The organism is Vibrio sp. 378, assembly GCF_033339435.1.
On sequence record NZ_JAWOUO010000011.1, the window covers coordinates 15,149 to 32,609 of the forward strand.

Genomic DNA, 17,461 nt, shown 5'->3' on the forward strand with positions numbered 1-17,461 from the left:
ATTTAAGTAACAATAACTATGTCTAAAAAAATCATCATGCAGATCCCGACGAAAGACGGCGATCAGCAGTTCTATTTGGGCCGCAGTTCGGTCCTAGCAGTATTTGCTTCAGTATTGGCATTACCCGCCGTCGTTGGTGGCGCGTGGTACCTTAATCAGCAGCAGATGCACAATAAAGACGAACTAACACAAATCATCGCCAAACTGGAAAGTGAAAAGGCCGAAGTGACGGCTCTTTACGAAGAACAGCTTGATACCAATCATTCGCTTTCCCAGTCTTTGACGGACAAAAACAATCAAATTCAGCTATTGGGCAAACGGGTATTCGACGTTGAATCGGTTTTAGGTCTCGCAGACGAAGAGTTGATGATCGATGAGAACAGCATGGGGTTAGAGGAGCGAATTGACGCAGCCGCTATCGATTCTGCTGTTCGAGCGACGATGTTCCGTTTGATACCAAATGACAGTCCAGTCACATACCAACGTATTTCTTCTTCTTACGGCAGTCGTATTAATCCGATTTCAGGTAAGAGGCATGTTCATACTGGTATCGATCTGACTTGTAAAAGAGGAGAAGAGATCCTGGCACCGGCTGACGGTGTGGTGGAAACCGTTCGCCCGAGCAATCGTGGTTATGGTAACTATGTCACCATTCGTCACTCATTTGGCTTTATGAGCTCCTTTGCTCATCTACAACGCTTCAAAGTGAAAAGCGGTCAGTTTGTTAGTAAAGGCGACATCATTGCTCAATGCGGTAACTCTGGCAACTCCACAGGGCCACACTTGCACTATGAAGTACGCTTCCTCGGACGAGCACTCAACCCTCAATACTTAATGGAGTGGACGCCAGAAAACTTCAATGACGTCTTTGAAAAAGAGAAAAAAGTGAAATGGGGACCTTTGGTTCAATTGATTGATAACGTTGTACGTCTACAAGTCAATTTAACCAATTCACCCTATCGCGATACCAGTATCAACACAGTATCAAGTGAAGATACGAGTAATACTGCGACGAACTGATTTGTCCATCAACACGAAAAAGAGCAGCTTACGCTGCTCTTTTTGTTTCGGACTCTGCACGGCTAAATGACCCGTGATTAGCCGCGATGAATATTATCATTCGCCTGTTTGAGTAAGTTTTGGCTCTCATTCATAAATTGTTGAGAATAAGTACCAAACCAATCACTCACCTGCTTAAAGCTTTCGATGAATCGCGCTTTGTCTCTGCTATCCAGAATCGCTACCGCATCACCTAAACGCTGATGGAATCGCTTGATCATATCGATATTCTCTTGAGAAGAGAAAATGATATCACCGTACAAGTTCGGATCCTGACCAAACAGTCGTCCCACCATCGCCAATTCAAGGCGGTAGATTGGCGAGCTTAACTTCAACAACTGATCGATGTTCGGATTCTCTTTGCTAAGGTGCATACCGTAAGCAAACGACGTGAAGTGGCGCAGCGCCTGAATCAACGTCATGCCATGATCGTGCTCTTGTGCATCGATTTGGCACAAGCTTGCGCCCCAAATCCCAAACTGTTGCAATAGCCATTGGTAATGCTCGTGACCACGGCCATCACAGTACACAATAACCTGCTTGGCAAGGCTCGGAACATCTGGGCCAAACATTGGGTGCAAACCAACCACAGGACCTTGGTGCACATTCAACATTGCTTGCAGAGGCTTCGACTTGATAGAAGTCAGGTCACACAGAATGCAGTCTTGCGGCAAGTTCCCCAGTTTTTCGATCACCCCTTCCGTTAGATGAATCGGCACCGTGACCACGACTAAACCCGCATTGTCTAGAATCTCATCCGCATGATCCCAGTCTTTACTGCCGAGAACTTTGACCTGGTAGCCCGACAATTTGAACATACGCCCAAACAGGCCACCCAATTGACCATTACCACCAATAATAACAACTGAGCGTAAATCAGGGTTCAAACACTTAAAACCGGAATCTTTCTCGCTGGCATAAGACTCACGCATTGTTCGACGCAGAATATCTTCAATAAGCTGTGGAGGAATTCCCATTTTTTCAGCTTCAGCGCGACGAGAAGCTAACATCGCCGCTTCGCGGTCTGGAGCATAAATTGGCAAACCATGTTCGCTTTTTACTTCCCCAACTTTCTCTACGAGCGCTAAACGCTGAGCCAATAGCTCCAACATTTGCTTGTCGACTGCATCAATCTGATCGCGTAATGCGTTAAGTTCAACTGCCATTGATGTTCCTTAAATCCTGTATTAATTAGCCTTTAGACGATTTTCTAAGAAAGGCACTAGCTCTTCATGTGCATGACGTAATAGTGCCTCAGTTGAATCCCAATTGATACATGCGTCAGTGATAGATACACCGTATTTCATCTCTTCAAGAGCTAAGTCAGAAGATTGATTTCCTTCATTGATATGGCTTTCAATCATAAGACCGATAATAGATTTATTGCCTTCACGGATTTGATGAATCACATCCTCCGCGACTAATGGCTGGCGACGGTAATCTTTACGTGAGTTGGCGTGACTGCAATCCACCATTAATGAAGCATCAAGACCAGATTTCGCCATCTCTTGCTCACACTCAGTGACTGATACCGAATCGTAGTTAGTTTGCTTGCCGCCACGTAAGATCACATGTCCATTAGCATTGCCCTGGGTGGTCAACAGTGCGACTTGTCCCTCACGGTTAATTCCCATAAAACGGTGGCTAGAGGACGCAGCTTGCATCGCGTTAATTGCGGTTGCCAAACTGCCATCGGTGCCATTCTTAAAACCGATTGGCATAGACAGGCCGCTTGCCATTTCACGGTGAGTTTGTGACTCCGTCGTACGAGCACCGATGGCTGCCCAGCTAAAAGTATCCGCCAAGTATTGTGGGCTAATTGGGTCTAGAGCCTCAGTCGCGAGCGGGATTTCCATCTCTGCCAACTCCACCAGAAGTTCGCGTCCAACATGCAGACCGTGTTCAATATCGAAACTGCCGTCTAGGTGTGGGTCATTGATCAGGCCTTTCCAGCCGACCGTGGTGCGCGGCTTCTCAAAGTAAACACGCATAACAATATACAGTTGGTCACTTAGTTGTTCAGAGAGTGCTTTAAGTCGCTTTGCGTAATCCTTCGCCGCTTCTACGTCGTGGATAGAACATGGACCGCATACAACAAGCAGGCGGTGATCCTTCTTGTGAATAATATTAGCGATAGTTTGACGAGACTCTTGAATAAAGCGACGTGCTTTTTCACTCAAAGGAAGCTTGGTTTTTAGTTCCTCCGGAGTAATAAGAACCTGTTCTTCGATAATATTAATATTGCTCAACTCACTTTTCTGCATAACTCTAACCTGTATATTTATTTTTACACCCAACCAAACCCTTGGTGAGACAACTAAGCTTTAACGACAAGATAACAGGCTAAAAAAGAAAAACAAGCGTACATAATGAAAAACATTTAGTGTAAATTAAAGCTTACAGTTAAATAAAAAGCCAAAGTATAATTAACTTTGGCTTCTAATCGCTGTTTTGAATCTTTTACAAGAGGTTTAGCTAGTCAAGCGTTTCATCGCTTCACTCGCCGCTTTCCACTCTTGAGATAGCTTAAGTTCGCTTGGAGAAAATGACTGTTTTTTCAGTAATGCATCCGCGAGTGGCACGGTTGAAACCGGTAAGTTGTCTAATACTTCAACGTGCGCTTCTCGTTTATTACACATTAACAACATATCGCAACCAGCTCTCAATGCTTGAGCACCTCGCTCGGCTGGGCTGCCCATAATCGCAGCGCCTTCCATGGTCAAGTCATCCGAAAAAACCAAACCTTTAAAACCCAATTGCTGACGCAGGACCTGTTTTAACCAGTATTCAGAACCGCTGGCTGGTTGAGCATCATAATGTGGGAAAATCACGTGAGCAGGCATCATGGCATCTAAAATACCGGCATCAATTTGCGCTTTGAAGATCGCCATATCTTGTTCAAAAATATCACTGCGCTCGTCGTATGGTGTTTCTAGATGTGAGTCTGCAATCACGCCACCATGTCCAGGGAAGTGTTTGCCTGTCGTTGCCATGCCAACACTCTTCATTCCTTGCATATAAGCAGTGCTATAGCGAAGAATGGTATCGGCATCTTCACCGAATGCGCGGTTACCGATCGCTTTACATTGATGGCCTTGGTCAAGTACCGGGGCAAAGCTTAAATCAATATCATGGGCAATCAGCTCTGCTGCCATTAACCAACCGCCCATACGAGCAAGCTCTTCACCATTTTGATGTTTAGCGTACTCATCAGCAGCAGGAATTAATGAGAAACCTTCACGAAAGCGTTGCACTCGGCCGCCTTCTTGATCCACACCGATCAAAAACGGGCGCTTAGCCGCCTTTCGGATGGATTGAGTAAGTGCTTGAAGCTGTTCGCTATCATGATAGTTGCGAGCAAATAGAATTAAGCCACCAACCGTAGGATGCTCCAAGATTTCTTTGTCTTCAGCGGTCAGTTCATACCCCGCAACGTCAACCCATAACGGTCCCATGTTTTCTCCTCAAAATCGGCTGAATATCTCGTATTCGATGAGGTTATTCGCTTCAGATTTGCTTTACAATAAGTGAATGAAGAATTGACGAGATCGGCTATGAAATTTAACGAACTGTACATTGGTGTGATGTCTGGAACGAGTATGGATGGTGTTGATACCGCTCTAGTTGAAATAAGCGATGAGCACGTTCGCCTGATTGCGCACGACGACTACCCAATGCCCGCAGCACTAAAAGACATGCTGTTATCTGTTTGTACCGGTCAAGCAACAAATTTAAAAGCCATAGGTGAACTTGACCACCAGCTCGGCCACCTATTTGCAGATGCTGTGTTACAGCTACTCAATAAGTCTGGTTACGTCGCAGAGCAAATTCGTGCGATTGGTAATCACGGTCAAACAGTGTTCCATCAGCCTACCGGAAACTTGCCGTTTACCACTCAATTGGGCGATGCAAACATTATCGCAGTCAAGACAGGCATTGATACGGTAGCGGATTTTCGTCGTAAAGACATGGCGCTAGGTGGACAAGGTGCCCCACTCGTCCCTGCTTTCCATAAAAGCATTTTTGCGATGCAGGATTCCACAACTGTGGTACTTAACATTGGAGGCATTGCCAATATCTCGGTACTGCATCCAGAACAACCAGTCATTGGCTATGACACAGGCCCGGGCAATATGTTGATGGACGCATGGTGTGCGCTGCATACTGGGCAAAGCTTCGACGAAGATGCACAATTTGCACTTAAAGGAACGGTAAACGCTACTTTGTTGACTCAATTACTCAAAGAAGCTTACCTCGCCATGCCTGCCCCTAAAAGTACCGGGCGAGAACTGTTCAATATTGACTGGCTGCATCAACAACTGGCCCATCACAATTTACCAATCGAAGACGTACAACGTACACTTTGCGAGTATTCTGCAATTACCATTGCCAACGAAGTCGACAAGTTTTCTCATGGCATCACATCTCAGCTATTGGTCTGTGGCGGTGGAGCAAGAAACCCGCTTTTGATGCAACGACTGGCCAAGTTATTGCCACAATGGAGCGTTGCGACAACGGCAGAAAAAGGTGTTGATGGCGACTACATGGAAGCAATGGCGTTTGCTTGGCTTGCGCAGCGCCATATTCACGGCCTCCCTAGCAACTTACCGGAAGTTACGGGGGCAAGTCGTCTCGCTTCACTGGGTGTACTCTATTCAAAAAATTAAGGGCAATAGATCCTAAACAAAAAGGCTTAATTCATTATGACGAACGATGCACTTATCGCAGCTTTATCCCATCTGGTATCTGAAGGGCGAAACCCAGACACCATGGACATCGACTTGCTGCCTTCTCTCGATATTGTTCAACTCATCAACCAACAGGACAAACTCGTTCCTCTTGCCGTTGAAAAAGTGTTGCCTGAGATCGCTGAAGCCGTTGATAAGATCACGGAAGCATTTAAGGTCGGAGGTCGGTTGTTTTACATCGGTGCGGGTACCAGTGGTCGACTTGGCGTTTTGGACGCTTCAGAATGCCCACCAACTTTTGGCACAGATCCAAAGATGGTCGTTGGTATTATTGCCGGTGGAAAAGAGGCAATGTTCCGTGCAAAAGAAGGGGCGGAGGACGATCCAGCATTGGGTGAGCAAGATCTTAAAGAGAATACGCTAACACAACGCGATGTCGTCGTTGGTATTGCGGCAAGTGGACGAACACCTTACGTGATTGGTGGCTTAGAGTATGCGAACGAGCTTGGTGCCACCACTGTAGCACTATCTTGTAACCCTGACTCTCCGATTGCAGATATTGCTGATATTGCGATTAGCCCCGTTGTTGGACCTGAAGCGTTAACGGGATCCACTCGCTTAAAATCAGGGACGGCACAAAAACTCGTACTAAACATGCTCACTACCGCAAGCATGATTCGCCTGGGCAAAAGTTATCAGAACTTAATGGTAGATGTGAAAGCGACGAATGCAAAGCTAGTTGCAAGAGCGGCTCGTATTGTTATGCAAGCAACAGATTGTACTAACCAAGAGGCTAAAACGGCGCTCAAAGAAACGGACTACGACGCCAAGTTAGCGATTTTGATGATTTTAACCGGGCTGGATAGAGAAAGCGCGACTGAGCAACTGAACGCCAAGCAAGGATATTTAAGAAAAGTCGTGATCGCGCAAACTAATCAATCTTAATCAATAAAGCGCCTCACTTATTTAAAAGTCAGGCGCCTTTTATGGCTTAATTTAGTAGTTCAATCGTTCAATGTGAGTAATACCGACTTTACCTTCAAGGTCACTGAACATATGAACCATTGCTGGGTATGGTTGTGCTCCAGGGTAGACAATTTCTGCATTACAGAAAAACGCATAGTTTTGTCCGGCTACGACTTGAGTAGCCACAACCAAAGGGGAGTATTTGACACCGACAAACCCCTCGATACCTTTAGCAAATACTTCTTTATTATCTGCTGTGAGTTCATGAAATGGACTCCAGCCACCAGCCATTTGCGTTGACATAATGTGATTCCTTTTTTCTGTGCTCACTATCAAGCAGTATGAACATAGTTTAATAAGGAAGATTTTGCCACATTTATGTGATGCAGACAGTGTAACAACGGCTTTATTGACTATTAATTTGAGTATTCATTCCAACCACGTTGCCATTCCATGCGGAATTTTTGCGCTTGCTCAGTACCTTCACAAACCCCTTCGTAATACTGACCAGATAACCCCATTTGATACGCAAAAGCAGGATTACAGTACTCACGTAAACCTTCTAAATAACCTTGGTCGTAGTCACTTTGCTTAACACTACCCAACTCACGAAGCTCGCTCATCGTGCGCGATGTGTGTCCGGTTATGCCATCTTGATATCCGATCTGATGCCAATCTCCCGACTTGGCAAGATCTGCTGTCGTTGCTGTGCATCCTGCAAGTAAAGCCAGTGCCAGACCTACCGTTACCTTTTTCATGGTTCTTCCTTAAGTAATTGTTTTCAAAAATAAGCTTACCACTAATTATTGGCGCTTGCCGCTGAGCTTGCAGATTTAACCACTGATGACTCAAATCAGCCACTCAAGACTGTCATCAACCTTTCGCCATTTTTAAAAACCGCTCAAGCAGCATATCGACCACTCAGTGCTCTATTCGACCACTCATCTACTAACCGAATGCATTTAACACAAGCGACGCATAACATGCATCCTGAGATTAAAAAATTACCCTACCCAACTAAGACCAAGGACAATTGCTATGATGTGGTTTCTAACCTGTGTCGCAGCCCTAATCGGCGGATACTTCATCTACGGCGCTTTCGTCGAGAAGATTTTCGGCATCAATGAAAAACGCCAAACGCCAGCTCACACCAAATCGGACGGTGTTGACTTCGTTCCAATGTCAACAAAGAAAGTTTACCTAGTTCAACTACTTAACATCGCAGGTGTTGGTCCAATTTTTGGCCCGATCATGGGGGCACTATACGGTCCTGCGGCGATGCTTTGGATTGTAGTCGGTTGTATTTTTGCTGGTGCAGTACACGATTACTTCTCAGGCATGCTTTCAGTGCGTAACGGCGGTGCATCTGTACCTACCATTACAGGTCGCTACCTAGGTAATGGCGCAAAACACTTTATGAATATTTTTGCCATTGTCCTATTGCTTCTAGTTGGCGTAGTGTTCGTTTCAGCCCCTGCTGGCATGATTACTAACCTCATCAATGATCAAACAAGCTTGAGCGTAAGCATGACTACAATGGTTATTGCTATCTTTGCTTACTACATCATTGCGACGATTGTTCCTGTCGATAAAATCATTGGTCGTTTCTACCCACTGTTTGGCGCCCTACTTATCTTTATGTCTGTTGGCCTAATGACAGCCGTTGCTTTCTCTAGCGAACACACAGTAATGGGTGACTTCCAAGTTTCGGACATGTTCTCTAACCTCAACCCAAATGACATGCCGTTATGGCCTGCATTGTTCATCACTATCGCATGTGGCGCTATCTCTGGCTTCCACGCAACTCAGTCTCCACTGATGGCGCGTTGTATGGAAAATGAGAAAAACGGTCGCTTCGTATTCTACGGTGCAATGATTGGTGAAGGTGTTATCGCGCTAATTTGGTGTGCTATCGCTCTGTCTTTCTTCGGCTCTCTAGACGCTCTATCAGAAGCTGTGAAAAACGGTGGTCCTGGTAACGTGGTATACAGCGCATCATTTGGTCTGCTAGGTGTGTTCGGTGGTATCCTTGCGTTCCTGGGGGTGGTTATCCTACCAATTACGTCTGGCGATACAGCGTTCCGTTCAAGCCGCTTGATCCTTGCTGAATACTTCAACATGGAACAAAAAACGCTACGTAACCGTCTACTGATGGCACTTCCACTGTTCGTTATCGGCGGTATCTTAACTCAAGTAGACTTCGGCATTATCTGGCGCTACTTCGGTTTTGCAAACCAAACAACAGCGGTAATGATGCTTTGGACTGCGTCCGCTTACCTACTGCGTCACAACAAGCTGCACTGGATTACCACTATCCCAGCTATCTTCATGACCACGGTATGTGTCACGTTCATCTTAAACAACAGCTCGCTAGGTTTTGGTCTGCCAATGCAACTATCAACTATCGTAGGTATTGTGTTTGCCCTAGCTGTGACAGGTTACGTTATCAAAACCTCTAAGGGTAAAGGTGAAACTGAACTGGCTGACGAAGAGAAACCACAAGCCGTATCAGAAACAGCGTAATACTCGTCACATCTGAGTGACTAAGATAGGAGCCTGCCAATTGCAGGCTCTTTTTGTTTTATACCCAAGTCACTTTAAGGTTCAGAAAGCACAGCGCAGCATCATTTACTTAGCTGTTCTTATCTATCTGAGCCAAGCATCTTGAGGTTACTTAGGTATACAATAATAACATTGATTCTAGGTTAGGTTCACTATGGAACTGGTCATCTCCCTTTTACAACAGATGTGTGTGTACTTAGTTTTGGCTTACATGCTAAGTAAAACGCCAATCATCTTACCTTTGCTGAGTATTTCTTCGCGCTTAAGCCACCGCCTAATTTGTTACGTACTCTTCTCTGGCTTTTGTATTCTCGGCACCTATTTCGGTCTGCACATCAACGATGCTATTGCCAATACTCGTGCGATCGGCGCAGTTATGGGCGGGCTGTTTGGTGGACCTGTTGTAGGTTTCGCCGTCGGATTTACTGGTGGCATCCATCGATACTCTCTTGGTGGCTTTACTGACCTAGCCTGCGCAATTTCAACCACCGCCGAGGGCGTAATTGGTGGCTTGCTCCACGTTTACCTTATCAAGCGAAATAAAGGCGCATTGCTGTTTAATCCAAGCGTCGTATTCAGCGTCACGTTTGTTGCAGAAGTGGTGCAAATGATTTTGCTGCTCGCCGTCGCGAAACCTTTTGATCAAGCCTATGAACTGGTGTCCGCTATTGCAGCGCCTATGATCATCGCGAACTCATTTGGTGCGGCGTTGTTCATGAGTATCCTGCAAGACAGAAAAGCAATCTTTGAAAAGTTTTCTGCGACGTTTTCGCGTCGAGCGCTCACCATTGCTGATCGCTCAGTGGGAATTCTAAGCAACGGCTTCAACACCGAAAACGCAGAGAAAATCGCACGTATTATTTACGAAGAAACCAAAGTGGGCGCTGTCGCGATTACTGACCAAGAAAAAATCTTAGCGTTTGTGGGCATTGGCGATGATCACCATAAACCAAACACGCCGATTTCATCGCAAAGCACATTAGACTCCATGGAGAAAAACGACATCATTTATCTTGATGGTGCGGAGCGTCCATACCAATGCTCCATTGCAAAAGATTGCAAGCTCGGATCTGCGCTGATCATCCCACTGCGTGCAGGGAAAGAGGTCATTGGTACCATAAAGCTGTATGAACCGAAGCGTAAATTGTTCTCGACGGCCAACATGTCGATGGCGGAAGGAATAGCCCAGCTTCTATCTAGCCAAATCCTTTATGGCGATTACCAACAACAACAAGCCTTACTCGCCCAAGCAGAAATAAAATTGCTTCACGCTCAGGTGAATCCACACTTTTTGTTTAATGCACTCAATACTATTAGTGCGATTACTCGTCGTGACCCTGACAAAGCGCGCGAGCTAATCCAAAATCTATCGCACTTCTTCCGCAGCAATTTAAAGCAGAACATTAATACCGTGACGCTAAAGGAAGAGCTTGCACATGTGAACTCGTACTTGAGCATCGAAAAAGCGCGTTTTACGGACCGCTTAGAGGTTGAAATCGATATTCAACCTGAATTGCTGGACATCAAATTACCAAGCTTTACACTCCAGCCTTTGGTTGAGAATGCCATTAAGCATGGCATTTCAAACATGCTTGAAGGTGGTAAAGTTCATATCTACAGCGAAGCACACCCACAAGGTCACTTGATTACCGTCGAAGACAACGCAGGCAGTTTTGAACCGCCAAAAGAAAACCACTCTGGGCTAGGTTTAGAAATTGTCGACAAACGTCTCACTAATCAATTTGGACGTGATGCAGCGCTAAAAATTACGTGCGAGCCACATCAATTTACTAAAATGAGCTTTATCATTCCCCCAAAATCATAAAAGCACGCTGAAGCAATAAAGGTAATGTTGGATGTTAACCGCACTCGTCATTGATGATGAACAGTTTGCTCGTGAAGAGCTAGCAGAGTTACTGGATGAAACAGGCCAAGTTGAGGTCGTGGGCGATGCCTCAAACGCAATCCTTGGCCTAAAAAAAATCAATGAACTCAAGCCTGATGTGGTGTTTCTCGATATCCAAATGCCTCAAGTCACGGGGATTGAATTACTAGGGATGCTTGATCCAGAAACCATGCCTTATGTGGTTTTTGTCACGGCTTATGATCAGTATGCGATTCAAGCATTTGAAGACAATGCCTTTGATTACTTGCTCAAACCTGTCGACCCATGCCGGTTAACTAAAACGGTCAAACGACTAAACAAAGTCATTAGCCAATCCGCCCTAACGCAACAACTGTCTGCTATTACACCTGACACGTTGGATCAGATACCGTGCATCGGACACAACCGCATCGTTATCATGGCCACCGACACGGTGGAATGTGCTTACAGTGATATCAGCGGCGTACATGTACGCTCCACCAGCCAAACCGCGAGCACCCAACTGACATTAAAAACGTTGGAAGAGAAAACCCCTCTAGTCCGCTGCCATCGTCAATACTTAGTCAGTATTAAAGCGATTAGCGAAATCAAGTTACTGGAAAATGGGTTAGCGGAAATCATCACCAAAACAGGCTTTGAGATACCAGTAAGCCGCCGCTACTTAAAGGTGCTCAAAGAGATGCTCGGCATTAGCCACTAACACAAAAACTTCACACATCATCGCTGAGTTTCCGCTAGCGTATAAATAGGACGCTCTGAAAAGACGAGGCGATGATGTATAAAGTTTTATTCATATGTAAGCACAACGCTGGACGAAGCGTCCTCGCGGAGTCAATCGCAACCAATATCCTGCCAGCAGATTTTAGTGTCACCAGTGGAGGCTCACATCCCACAGGCAAGGTGCACCCAGTGGTGCAAAAATATTTAGATGACCACCAACTCCCCATTCCGCATATCCACACGCATTCATGGGAGGAGCGAACTCAATTTCTTCCCGACATCGTTATTATTCTCTGTGATTCTTTACATCAAGAAACCGCTCCTCAGTGGCTTGCAGGTGGTGTTCGAGTAAACTGGCAAGTTGATGCTTTTCCGACCGATGGTTCTGATGAAGACATGTACGCACATTGCGAAAAGGTTGCTCAATCGCTTGAGCGAAGAATCACGAAGATGTCTGATATGATTATCGATGGTTTAGGAAAAGACCAAATTCGTGATTACCTAAATGAGTTAAGAGAGATGTAAAAAAGGCGACCCACAGGTCGCCTTTTGAATATTCGATAAATGGAGACTAATCCACTTGCTTGATTTGCAGTTCTTTAGGTACTTCAAAGAACATATTCTCTTCACGGCCAAGTACTTCATCAACCGCTTCGGCACCAACGAGTTCTTTGATTCGCTCTAGAATCTGATTAACGAGCTCTTCCGGAGCAGATGCTCCCGCAGTCACGCCGACCTTTGTTTTGCCTTCGAACCACTCAGGTTTGATATCTTCCGGACAGTCGGTTAAGTAGCCAGGTGTCCCTAGCTTTTCAGCTAGCTCTTTAAGACGTGTAGAGTTTGATGAGTTTTTAGAGCCCACCACAACCATCACATCTACGTCACCAGCTAATTCACGTACGGCATCTTGGCGGTTTTGTGTCGCGTAACAGATATCGTCTTTACGTGGACCTTGGATATCTGGGAACACGCGGCGTAGCTCTTCGATAACATCGGCAGTTTCATCGACAGAAAGCGTCGTTTGGCTTACGTAATGAAGATCGGATGGATCTTTCACAATCGCCTTCAGTTTCTCAACATCGGCTGGAGTTTCAACCAAGTACATACCACCGGTTTCACTGGCGTATTGCCCCATCGTACCTTCGACTTCAGGGTGACCTGCGTGACCAATCAGAACCACTTCCATATTACGACGGCTCGCACGCGCCACTTCCATATGCACTTTGGTTACCAAAGGACACGTTGCGTCAAATACGGTCAAATCACGCTGCTTGGCTTCCTGACGAACTGCCTGCGATACACCATGAGCGGAGAAAATCACAATGTTGTTGTCTGGCACTTCGTGCAGTTCTTCAACGAAGATAGCACCACGCTGTTTGAGACCTTCAACCACAAAACGGTTATGCACCACTTCATGACGCACATAAATCGGTGGCTGATACATCTCTAGCGCACGCTCTACGATGCTAATCGCGCGGTCAACACCAGCACAGAAACCACGTGGGTTAGCTAACAGGATTTTCATTTCATTGCTCATGGAAGTTATCTTTTATTTGGTTCGCTATTCTACTGACAAAATTTCAACTTCGAAAGTCACGTCTTGTCCCGCTAGAGGATGGTTGAAGTCCACAGTGACTGAATCGCCTGCAATCTCTGTAATAATGCCCGGGATTTCCATGCCATCAGGGCCACTGAAGGCCATGATTGTACCAACTTCCACTTCTGCATCACCCACAAATTTAGTGCGATCCATATAGTGAATATGGTCAGGGTTTGGCATACCAAACGCGTCTTCTGCCTTTAGCTCAATCGCTTTTTGTGCGCCTGTTTCGAGGCCTATCAAGCACTGCTCAAAGTTTTCACTCAAGCTGCCATCACCCATAACAAACTTCGCTGGTTTACCCATGTTATGAGTACTATCTGCAACCGATCCGTCTTTCATTTTAATCGTAAAGTGAAGGGTTACTACCGATTCATTGGTTATTGTTGTCACGTTAATGCTTCCTTGTTCTTGGGTTATTACGCTGTCAGCTTGGTCTTTTTATACATTGATATGCTGATTGGCGCTCCAACATAATAAAAAGCGTCGCTCGAATCAACGGACGACGCTTAGGGTTATTCGATATACCGCAAAAGATTACTTGTCAGCGTCTTTTTTACGGAAGCCATCCAGAATAATCATTGCCGCACCAATACAGATCGCCATGTCAGCAAGGTTGAATGCTGGCCAGTGGTAGTTACCCCAGAAGAAGTCTAGGTAATCAACAACAAAGCCATGAACGACGCGGTCAAACACGTTGCCCACTGCACCACCAATAATCAGTGCATAAGCAATGTTGTTCCATTTTTCTTTTGCTGGAAGCTTACTCATCCAGTAGGTCAAAAGACCCGTAACAACAAACGCGATACCTGTAAATAACCAGCGCTGCCAACCAGCTTGATCGCTCAAGAAGCTGAAAGCGGCACCGTAGTTATGAACGTAAAGTAGGTTGAAGAATGGCAACACCTCAATTCGGTTTGCCCATCCGTAGCCCATATTGTCCATCACCACCAATTTGATGCCAATATCTGCAATAAATACCAGAATTGCTAACCACAGCCAGCGAACTCCAGATTGCTTTAACGTCAGTGCTTTTTCACTCATTACTTTACCTACAAACAGCCCCAGTAAATACTGGGGCTGTTAATTTTAAAAAAAGTTCAGTCGTTCTAGGCAATTACGCGAATTTACGTACTTCACCTTCGCCGTCTACGTTAGACACACAACGACCACAGATTTTCTCGTGACCTTCAATTGTGCCTACGTCTGGCGTGTGGTGCCAACAACGATCACACTTCTCACCTTCAGCTGCTGCTACTTCAACAAACAAGCCTTCGATATCCGTCGCTTGTGCTGCATCCGTCTTCTCACCTAGAGGCTTAACTTTCGCAGCAGAGGTTAGTAGAACAAAGCGCAGTTCATCTTCAAGTTTGTTGATCTTCGCCGCTAGTGCGTCATCAGCAAATAGAGTCACTTCAGCTTGTAGTGCACCACCAATGGTTTTCTCTTTACGCGCATCTTCTAGAAGTTTGTTAACCGCACCACGAACCGCTTGGATCTCAGTCCAGAATTCGTTGTTCAGCTCTTCACCTTCAGCAAGACCGAATAGGCCGTCGAACCACTCACCAGTGAATACGAACTTGTCGCGTTGACCTGGCATTTCGTTCCAGATTTCATCTGCAGTGAACGACATGATTGGCGCCATCCAACGAACTAGCGCTTCTACGATGTAGTAAAGTGCTGTCTGACAGCTACGTTGAGCGTTGCCGCCACGTTTTGCTGTGTACTGACGGTCTTTAATTACGTCTAGGTAGAAAGAGCCCATTTCGATTGAACAGAATTGCATTAGACGCTGAGTTACACCGTGTGTGTTGTACTCTTCGTATGCTTTAACGATCTCTTCTTGTGCTGCTAGTGCACGACCAACCGCCCAGCGATCTAGCGCAACCATCTCTTCAACAGGAACGATGTCTGTTTCAGGGTTGAAGCCGCTCAGGTTAGCTAGGAAGAAACGCGCTGTGTTACGGATACGACGGTAAGCATCTGCGCTACGTTTTAGGATTTCATCAGAAACCGCAACTTCACCAGTGTAGTCTGTTGAAGCAACCCATAGACGAAGAATGTCAGCACCTAGCTTGTTAGTTACGTCTTTTGGCGCAACCACGTTACCGATAGATTTAGACATCTTACGCCCCTGACCATCAACCACGAAACCGTGTGTCAGTACTTGTTTGTAAGGTGCTTCGTCTTTCATCGCAATAGATGAAATTAAAGAAGACTGGAACCAACCACGGTGTTGGTCAGAACCTTCTAGGTATAGGTCTGCACTGTTGCCGTTGTACTCTTCACGAGCATCAACAACAGAGAAGTGAGTGACACCTGAATCGAACCATACGTCTAGCGTATCTAGCACTTTTTCGTATTGGTCAGCGTCAGCACCTAGTAGTTCAGCGGCATCTACATCCCACCATGCTTGAATGCCTTTCTCTTCAACCAGCTTCGCTACTTTCTCGATCAGCTCTAGCGTGTTTGGATGAAGTTCTGCTGTTTCTTTATGAACAAACAGAGCAATTGGCACACCCCAAGTACGTTGACGAGAGATACACCACTCAGGGCGACCTTCGATCATACCTTCGATGCGGCTTTGACCCCACTCAGGCATCCACTCTACATTCTTGATTGACTTTAATGCTTTAGCACGTAGGCCAGCTTGGTCCATAGAAACGAACCATTGAGGCGTAGCACGGAAGATGATTGGAGTCTTATGACGCCAACAGTGTGGGTAGCTGTGCTCGTAAGCGTGGTGGTGTAGTAGTGCACCTTTTTCTTTTAGTACTTCTACTACTGCATCGTTCGCTTTAAATACGTGCTGACCAGCAAATAGCTCTGTATCTGGTAGATAAACACCGTTTGAGCCAACTGGGTTTGCTACTTCTAGGTTGTACTTGTTACCAACCGCGAAGTCTTCTTGACCGTGACCAGGAGCAGTGTGAACAACACCAGTACCTGAATCAGTCGTAACGTGATCGCCAAGGATCGCCGGTACAGTGAAATCGTAGAATGGGTGTTGGAATTGAGAAAGCTCTAGGTCCGCACCTTTAGCAAAGCCAAGGTTGTGGAAGTGCTCGATACCCGCACGGTCCATTACGTCTTTCGCTAGCTCAGCAGCAACGATGATACGCTCAGCGTTGTCGCCTTCTGTTTGGATAAGCACGTACTCTAGATCATCACGTAGACATACTGCGCGGTTTGCAGGCAGTGTCCAAGGTGTTGTTGTCCAGATAACGATAGATACGTCACCGTGACCTTCATGACCTTCTGTCAGTTCAAATTTAGATAGCAGTGCTGTTTCGTCAGCCGCTTTAAAACGAACGTCGATAGATGGTGATACTTTATCTTTGTATTCTACTTCCGCTTCAGCAAGAGCAGAACCACAGTCTGTACACCAGTGAACAGGTTTGAAACCTTTTAGCAGGTGACCATTGCTTGCGATCTTACCAAGAGCACGAATAATGTTCGCTTCAGTTGCGAAATCCATAGTGCGGTATGGCTTGTCCCACTCACCCATGATACCAAGGCGTTTGAAGCTCTCTTTCTGACCTTCAACCTGACCTGCTGCGTATTCACGACATTTCTCGCGGAATTCCGCTGCTGTCACTTTTTGGCCTGGCTTACCTACTTTCTTCTCTACCATTAATTCGATTGGTAGACCGTGGCAGTCCCAGCCTGGGATGTAAGGTGCGTCAAAACCTGAAAGTGTTTTGGATTTAATAATAATGTCTTTAAGAATCTTGTTTAGTGCGTGACCAATATGAATGTCACCATTTGCGTAAGGAGGGCCATCGTGCAATACGAATGACTTTTTGCCTTTCTTAGCTTTACGGATTTCACCGTAAAGATCTTCTTTGTACCAACGCTTAAGCATTTCTGGCTCACGATTGGCCAGGTTGCCGCGCATTGGAAACCCTGTTTCAGGTAAGTTCAGGGTATCTTTATACTCACTCATCGATTCTTAATTCCGTTATATTGGGCGAAAATTAG

At 45.8% G+C, this 17,461-nt stretch carries 16 protein-coding genes; 7 read left to right on the forward strand and 9 right to left on the reverse strand.

What is annotated here, in order from left to right; all coding sequences use genetic code 11:
- The first annotated feature begins 18 nt into the window (after positions 1-18).
- On the forward strand, positions 19-1,020 hold the full coding sequence (locus R7Q48_RS18290; RefSeq protein WP_005381900.1) for a M23 family metallopeptidase: 1,002 nt from the start codon (positions 19-21) through the stop codon (positions 1,018-1,020).
- A gap of 77 nt (positions 1,021-1,097) precedes the next feature.
- Here R7Q48_RS18290 and tyrA read toward each other — a convergent pair whose 3' ends face one another.
- The 3 genes from tyrA to nagZ all read right to left on the reverse strand — a co-directional run bounded on the left by tyrA (position 1,098) and on the right by nagZ (position 4,514).
- A complete protein-coding gene (tyrA, locus tag R7Q48_RS18295) occupies positions 1,098-2,225 on the reverse strand; it encodes a bifunctional chorismate mutase/prephenate dehydrogenase (RefSeq protein ID WP_005381901.1) in 1,128 nt (375 codons plus the stop codon).
- A gap of 21 nt (positions 2,226-2,246) precedes the next feature.
- Positions 2,247-3,323 carry a 3-deoxy-7-phosphoheptulonate synthase gene (locus R7Q48_RS18300; RefSeq protein WP_005381904.1) on the reverse strand — a complete coding sequence of 359 codons (1,077 nt, stop codon included), beginning with the start codon at positions 3,321-3,323 and terminating at the stop codon, positions 2,247-2,249.
- A gap of 207 nt (positions 3,324-3,530) precedes the next feature.
- Positions 3,531-4,514: a beta-N-acetylhexosaminidase gene (gene nagZ / locus R7Q48_RS18305; RefSeq protein ID WP_064369000.1), complete on the reverse strand. Its 984-nt coding sequence runs from the start codon at positions 4,512-4,514 to the stop codon at positions 3,531-3,533.
- A gap of 99 nt (positions 4,515-4,613) precedes the next feature.
- Between nagZ and R7Q48_RS18310 the strand changes: the two genes are divergently transcribed.
- Positions 4,614-5,726 carry an anhydro-N-acetylmuramic acid kinase gene (locus R7Q48_RS18310; RefSeq protein ID WP_213966865.1) on the forward strand — a complete coding sequence of 371 codons (1,113 nt, stop codon included), beginning with the start codon at positions 4,614-4,616 and terminating at the stop codon, positions 5,724-5,726.
- 36 nt (positions 5,727-5,762) lie between these two features.
- Positions 5,763-6,692: an N-acetylmuramic acid 6-phosphate etherase gene (murQ, locus tag R7Q48_RS18315; RefSeq protein ID WP_256903125.1), complete on the forward strand. Its 930-nt coding sequence runs from the start codon at positions 5,763-5,765 to the stop codon at positions 6,690-6,692.
- Between the two features lie 51 nt (positions 6,693-6,743).
- On the opposite strand, the gene R7Q48_RS18320 is transcribed toward murQ, so the two are convergent.
- Entirely contained in the window at positions 6,744-7,016 is a 273-nt protein-coding gene (locus R7Q48_RS18320) for a hypothetical protein (RefSeq protein ID WP_256903126.1), read from the reverse strand.
- Between the two features lie 113 nt (positions 7,017-7,129).
- On the reverse strand, positions 7,130-7,471 hold the full coding sequence (locus tag R7Q48_RS18325) for a DUF2799 domain-containing protein (RefSeq protein ID WP_005381912.1): 342 nt from the start codon (positions 7,469-7,471) through the stop codon (positions 7,130-7,132).
- Between the two features lie 280 nt (positions 7,472-7,751).
- Here R7Q48_RS18325 and R7Q48_RS18330 point away from each other — a divergent pair, with 280 nt between their 5' ends.
- From R7Q48_RS18330 to R7Q48_RS18345, 4 genes are all read left to right on the forward strand, one after another.
- Positions 7,752-9,236: a carbon starvation protein A gene (locus R7Q48_RS18330; RefSeq protein ID WP_005381914.1), complete on the forward strand. Its 1,485-nt coding sequence runs from the start codon at positions 7,752-7,754 to the stop codon at positions 9,234-9,236.
- Between the two features lie 193 nt (positions 9,237-9,429).
- Entirely contained in the window at positions 9,430-11,100 is a 1,671-nt protein-coding gene (locus tag R7Q48_RS18335; RefSeq protein WP_005381915.1) for a sensor histidine kinase, read from the forward strand.
- 31 nt (positions 11,101-11,131) lie between these two features.
- A complete protein-coding gene (gene btsR, locus R7Q48_RS18340) occupies positions 11,132-11,860 on the forward strand; it encodes a two-component system response regulator BtsR (protein WP_005381917.1) in 729 nt (242 codons plus the stop codon).
- Between the two features lie 71 nt (positions 11,861-11,931).
- Entirely contained in the window at positions 11,932-12,405 is a 474-nt protein-coding gene (locus R7Q48_RS18345; RefSeq protein WP_017636163.1) for a low molecular weight phosphatase family protein, read from the forward strand.
- Positions 12,406-12,451: 46 nt separating this feature from the next.
- On the opposite strand, the gene ispH is transcribed toward R7Q48_RS18345, so the two are convergent.
- From ispH to ileS, 4 genes are all read right to left on the reverse strand, one after another.
- The gene (gene ispH / locus R7Q48_RS18350) at positions 12,452-13,417 is read right to left on the reverse strand and encodes a 4-hydroxy-3-methylbut-2-enyl diphosphate reductase (protein WP_005381920.1); all 966 of its coding nucleotides are present in this window, start codon (positions 13,415-13,417) and stop codon (positions 12,452-12,454) included.
- Positions 13,418-13,441: 24 nt separating this feature from the next.
- Positions 13,442-13,873 carry an FKBP-type peptidyl-prolyl cis-trans isomerase gene (fkpB, locus tag R7Q48_RS18355; RefSeq protein ID WP_005381922.1) on the reverse strand — a complete coding sequence of 144 codons (432 nt, stop codon included), beginning with the start codon at positions 13,871-13,873 and terminating at the stop codon, positions 13,442-13,444.
- 144 nt (positions 13,874-14,017) lie between these two features.
- The gene (gene lspA / locus R7Q48_RS18360) at positions 14,018-14,524 is read right to left on the reverse strand and encodes a signal peptidase II (protein WP_005385948.1); all 507 of its coding nucleotides are present in this window, start codon (positions 14,522-14,524) and stop codon (positions 14,018-14,020) included.
- 73 nt (positions 14,525-14,597) lie between these two features.
- Positions 14,598-17,426 (reverse strand): isoleucine--tRNA ligase, encoded by a 2,829-nt coding sequence (gene ileS, locus R7Q48_RS18365; protein WP_213966862.1) that lies wholly within the window; start codon positions 17,424-17,426, stop codon positions 14,598-14,600.
- Positions 17,427-17,461 lie beyond the last annotated feature (35 nt).